General features: G+C 64.4%; 6 protein-coding genes. 4 read left to right on the top strand and 2 right to left on the bottom strand.

The features are described from left to right. On the bottom strand, positions 1–425 hold a 425-nt coding region (locus tag ACO6D5_RS29580; protein WP_485827366.1), incomplete at its 3' end, for an SET domain-containing protein. 138 nt (positions 426–563) lie between these two features. Between ACO6D5_RS29580 and ACO6D5_RS29575 the strand changes: the two genes are divergently transcribed. The 3 genes from ACO6D5_RS29575 to ACO6D5_RS29565 all read left to right on the top strand — a co-directional run bounded on the left by ACO6D5_RS29575 (position 564) and on the right by ACO6D5_RS29565 (position 2,204). Continuing rightward, positions 564–1,484 carry a bestrophin family protein gene (locus ACO6D5_RS29575; protein ID WP_315529137.1) on the top strand — a complete coding sequence of 307 codons (921 nt, stop codon included), beginning with the start codon at positions 564–566 and terminating at the stop codon, positions 1,482–1,484. Positions 1,485–1,648: 164 nt separating this feature from the next. Continuing rightward, complete coding sequence (locus tag ACO6D5_RS29570) at positions 1,649–1,930, top strand: type II toxin-antitoxin system Phd/YefM family antitoxin (protein ID WP_485827365.1); 282 nt, start codon at positions 1,649–1,651, stop codon at positions 1,928–1,930. Further along, the gene (locus ACO6D5_RS29565) at positions 1,899–2,204 is read left to right on the top strand and encodes a Txe/YoeB family addiction module toxin (protein WP_485827364.1); all 306 of its coding nucleotides are present in this window, start codon (positions 1,899–1,901) and stop codon (positions 2,202–2,204) included. The genes ACO6D5_RS29570 and ACO6D5_RS29565 overlap by 32 nt, the downstream gene beginning before the upstream one ends. 19 nt (positions 2,205–2,223) lie before the next feature. Here ACO6D5_RS29565 and ACO6D5_RS29560 read toward each other — a convergent pair whose 3' ends face one another. Beyond that, positions 2,224–2,694 (bottom strand): Lrp/AsnC family transcriptional regulator, encoded by a 471-nt coding sequence (locus tag ACO6D5_RS29560; protein WP_315529142.1) that lies wholly within the window; start codon positions 2,692–2,694, stop codon positions 2,224–2,226. Positions 2,695–2,787: 93 nt separating this feature from the next. On the opposite strand from ACO6D5_RS29560, the gene ilvB reads away from it, so the two are divergent. Continuing rightward, on the top strand, positions 2,788–4,614 hold the full coding sequence (gene ilvB / locus ACO6D5_RS29555; RefSeq protein ID WP_485827367.1) for a biosynthetic-type acetolactate synthase large subunit: 1,827 nt from the start codon (positions 2,788–2,790) through the stop codon (positions 4,612–4,614).

The raw sequence follows: 4,614 nt of genomic DNA, 5'->3' as shown, positions 1-4,614 counted from the left end.
AGGCAGCGGTAGCCTTCCTTCAGGGCCTTGGTGATGCGGCCGTCCAGGACCAGGCCGTAGTCGTACGACAGTTCCGTGCCGCGCGGCAGGTCGCGCAGCGCGACGATGTAGACGCGCTTGCCGTGCTTGCCTTCCTGGGCCTCGCAGTTGGGCTCACAAGAATGGTTGATCCAGCGGGCGTCGTTGCCTTCGTCGCCGCCGTCGATCACGCGGCCGGAGCTGAGCGCGAAGAAGAAGGTGTGGAAGGGATCGTCGGGGTTGGTCGGATGGCGGCGGTCGGCTTCCTTGGCGCTGATGCGCGCGCCGCCGTATTCGATGATGCGCGTGCCCGCGGGGATCTTGCGGGCGGCGAAGACGCCGTTGCCGTGCAGCTTGGAGCGGCGGACGACATGCCAGGGCTTGATCGGGGTGGCTTCGGTGGTCATGGAGGCGTGTTGGCGGCGGTGGTGTGGGGACGGAGAGACGAAATGGGCGTGCAGACGAAACAGAATTATATCGACGCGTGTTTGACAGGATGACAGGCGTATAGTGAGCGCCGCCTTGTTCCTCCGTTGATATTTATCATGATCGTCCGTCCGCGTCCCTCTGCGCTGGCTTTGTTCTTTGTGTTGCGGGGTTCCATCATCCCGCGCATTCTTGCCAGGCTCATCGTCATTACGTTGTTGTCCTGTGTGGTCGTGTGGATGTACCACCGCCAGCTTTTCTCGCCCGCGCACCTGACTGCGGTGCCGTTTTCGTTGTTCGGGCTGGCGCTGTCGGTGTTCATGGGCTTTCGCAACAACGTCTGCTATGACCGCTGGTGGGAAGCGCGCAAGCAATGGGGCGATCTGATCGTGCAGGCGCGTAGCCTGGCGCGCGAAAGCGCGGTGCTGCTGGCGGCCAGCACGGCCAACCCGGTGCAGGAGCGGCTGGTGCGCCGTTGCATCGGTTTCGGGTACGGACTGGCGGCGCGCTTGCGCGGGCAAGACATGGTGGAGGCCGTGCGCCCCTGGGTGCAGCAAGACGAACTGGACACGCTGGCAGGTTGCCGCAATGTGCCGGACGCGCTGCTCATGGCGATCAACCGCGATCTGGCCGCCTGTTTGCGGCGCGGCGAGCTCAGCGACATTCTTTATCAGGGCCTGACCCAGCGCGTGGCGCAATGCGCCGCCATCCAGGCCGCCTGCGAACGCATCAAGTTCACGCCCTGTCCGTTCGCGTATTCGCTGCTGCTGCATCGCACGGCGTGGCTGTTCTGCCTGCTGCTGCCGTTCGGGCTGGTGGGCACGCTGGAATACCTGACGCCCGTGGCGGTGATCATCATCGCCTACACCTTCTTCGGGCTGGACGCGCTGGGCGACGAGCTGGAAGACCCCTTCGGCCTGGAAGAAAACGACCTGCCGCTGTCGGCGCTGGCGCGCGTGATCGAGATCGATCTGCTGGAAGGTCTGGGTGTGCGTCCGCTGCCGGAGGCGGCGGTGCCCGAGGATTTCGTGTTGCGTTGACGGCTGGCTCGCTGGATTTCGTTTCGTGCGCACGGGGAAATCCAGGACGGATTCGGGTTTGCATGTTTGTACAGGATTTTGTACATTTTTCGCTTGCCGCTTCGGCGTCGAGGGCCACGGCGTTCCATCGTCCCCGCCCCGTGTAATTTCACATCGAGAACGACATGAATGTCCTGACTTTTAGCGAGGCGCGAGCCAGCTTGAAGACCGTGATGGACAAGGTCTGCGAGGATCACGACCCCACGGTCATTACGCGTGTCAATGGCGAGCACGTGGTGTTGATGTCCATGGCGGACTACAGCAGCATGCAGGAAACCCTCCATCTCCTCAGCACGGAAGCCAATGCCAATCGCCTGCGCCAGTCCGTCGCCAACATGCGTGCCGGAAAAGTCCGGGTACGGGGTTTGATTGGCGATGAGTCAAAAGAAAGCCAAAGCCAGGAATAAGCAGCTTGCGCAATCGGGTGGGCTTGCCTGGACCAACGAGGGGTGGGAAGACTACATCTGGTGGCAGGAGACAAATCCCAAGGTGGTTCGGGATATCAATCGGCTATTGAAGGAGTGCCTGCGGGATCCCTTTCGTGGCACGGGCAAGCCGGAACCCTTGATGGGCGATCTGACCGGATTCTGGTCTCGCCGAATCACCGACCGTGATCGCCTGGTCTATTGCCCGGACGACGGACGCATCACCGTGGTGATGTGCCGTTTCCACTATAAATAGCCACCTGGCCCCAGTTGCATCACCCCCCCGGCCCCGTCAACGGCAGCATGGTTTCCTTCAGGCGGCGCAGCACGAAGCAGGATTTGCTGTGGCGGATGCCAGGGATGCGGTAGAGCTGTTCGCGCAGCAGGCGTTCGTAGTCGCGAGTGTCGCGCACCGCGATGCGGATGTAATAGTCGTAGTCGCCCGACACCAGAAAGGCCTCCAGCACTTCGGGGATGGCCGCCAGCGCGCGGCCGAACTCGTACAGCGTTTCCTCGCTGTGGCTCTCCAGCGTGACGTGCACGATCACGGTGTCCATGAAGCCCAGGCTGGCCGGGTCGATGTCCACGGTGTAGCCGCGGATCACCCCGGCGCTTTCCATGCGTTTGATGCGGTTCCAGCATGGCGTGGACGACAGGCCCACCGCTGCGCCGATGTCGTTCAGGCTGGCGCGCGCGTTCTCTTGCAGTACCTTCAGAATGGCCAGGTCAAACTTGTCCAGGTTCATTTTCTTTGATTCCTCCAAATCGCAGATAAATTTACTCCGTTTGGCCGGTAATCGTGGAAAAGAAGATAAAAATTCTTCAAGGCTACGAATAAGATAGATAGCATGAACGATCGCCTGCACCCCACCGCCGCCGCCGCGCTTGCCGCCACTGAACCCGCCGTTTCGAACGGCGCGAAGATTCTGCTCGATACGCTGATTGCGCACGGCGTCGACACCGTGTTCGGCTACCCCGGCGGGGCGGTCTTGCCGCTGTACGACGCGCTGTATGCGGAACCGCGCCTGCGCCATGTGCTGGTGCGCCACGAACAGGCGGCCGTGCATGCCGCCGAAGGGTACGCCCGCAGCACCGGCCGCACCGGTGTGGTGTTCGTGACCTCCGGCCCGGGCATGGCCAACACCACCTCGGGCTTGCTGGACGCCATGTGCGATTCGATTCCGGTGCTGTGCGTCAGCGGCCAGGTCTCCACGGCGGCCATCGGCACCGACGCTTTCCAGGAATGCGACGCCATCGGCATCTCGCGCTCCGTGACCAAGTGGAATACCCAGATCCGCGCCGTGGACGACGTGGCCAATGTGGTGTCCCGGGCATTCGAGCTGACCCGCCAGGGCCGCCCCGGCCCCGTGCTGGTGGACTTTCCGAAAGACGTGCAGTTGGCCGTGCCGCGCGATGCGGACGACGACGTGCCCGGGCTGCCCTCGCAGCAAAAGCTGGCCGCGCTGCGTGCGCGCCGCCAGTCGGGCAAGCTGGCGCCCAAGTTGCCGCAGTCGGCGGTGCGCCGCGCGGCCGCGCTGATCGCGCAGGCCAAGCGCCCCATCTTCTACGGCGGCGGCGGGCTGGTGAATGCCGGCCCGGAAGCTTGCGAAGCGTTCGCCGACCTGGTCCGCCATACCGGTGCGCCGTGCACCCTGACGCTGATGGGCCTGGGGGCCTTCCCGGCGTCCAGCCCGCAGTTCGTGGGCATGCTGGGCATGCACGGCACGGTCGAGGCCAACCTGGCCATGCACAACGCCGACCTCGTCGTCTGCATCGGCGCCCGTTTCGACGACCGCATCACCGGCAAAATCTCGGAATTCTGCCCGCATGCGCGCAAGATCCATATCGACATCGACCCGGCGTCGATCAACAAGGTGGTGCGCGTGGACGTGGCGCTGGTGGGCGACTGCCTGCCGCTGGTGCGGGCGCTGCGCGCCGAACTGGGCGATGAACCCCTGGACGCGGCACGCCTGGCGCCCTGGTTCAAGCGCATCGACACGTGGCGCAGCCAGGATTGCCTGGGCTTCACGCCCGCCGCCGACGCGATCCTGCCGCAGCATTTGATGGCGAGTCTGAACGACGCGTTGTCCGGCCGTGATGCCATCGTTTCCACCGATGTGGGCCAGCATCAGATGTGGGCCGCGCAGTATCTGCGTTTCGACAAGCCGAACTGCTGGCTGACCTCGGGCGGCGCGGGCACCATGGGCTACGGCGTGCCGGCCGCGATCGGCGCGCAGGTCGCGCATCCGGACAAGACGGTGGTCTGCGTCAGCGGCGACGCGTCGGTGCTGATGAATATCCAGGAACTGTCCACGGCCATGCAGCACCAGACGCCCGTGAAGGTCGTGCTGTGCAACAACGGCTATATGGGCATGGTGCGCCAGTGGCAGGAGCTGATCCATGGGGGGCGCTATAGCCACAGCTACAACGCGTCCCTGCCCGATTTCGTGGCGCTGGCGCGGGCGTTCGGCTGGGGCGCGGCGCGGGTGGACGATCCGGCGAAGCTGGAGGCCGCGCTGGCCGAGTGCCTGGCGCATGACGGCCCCTACTTCCTGGACGTGGCGGTGTCGGCGCAGGAAAACTGCTTCCCGATGATGCCGGCGGGCCATGGCCACCAGAAGATGATGCTGGCCGAAGGCGTCTGGTATCAGGACGAGACGACCTGA

Source organism: Achromobacter sp. (genome assembly GCF_057314935.1).
The sequence above is the reverse complement of the archived record's forward strand: the minus strand, read 5'-3'. Positions and strand labels throughout refer to the sequence as shown.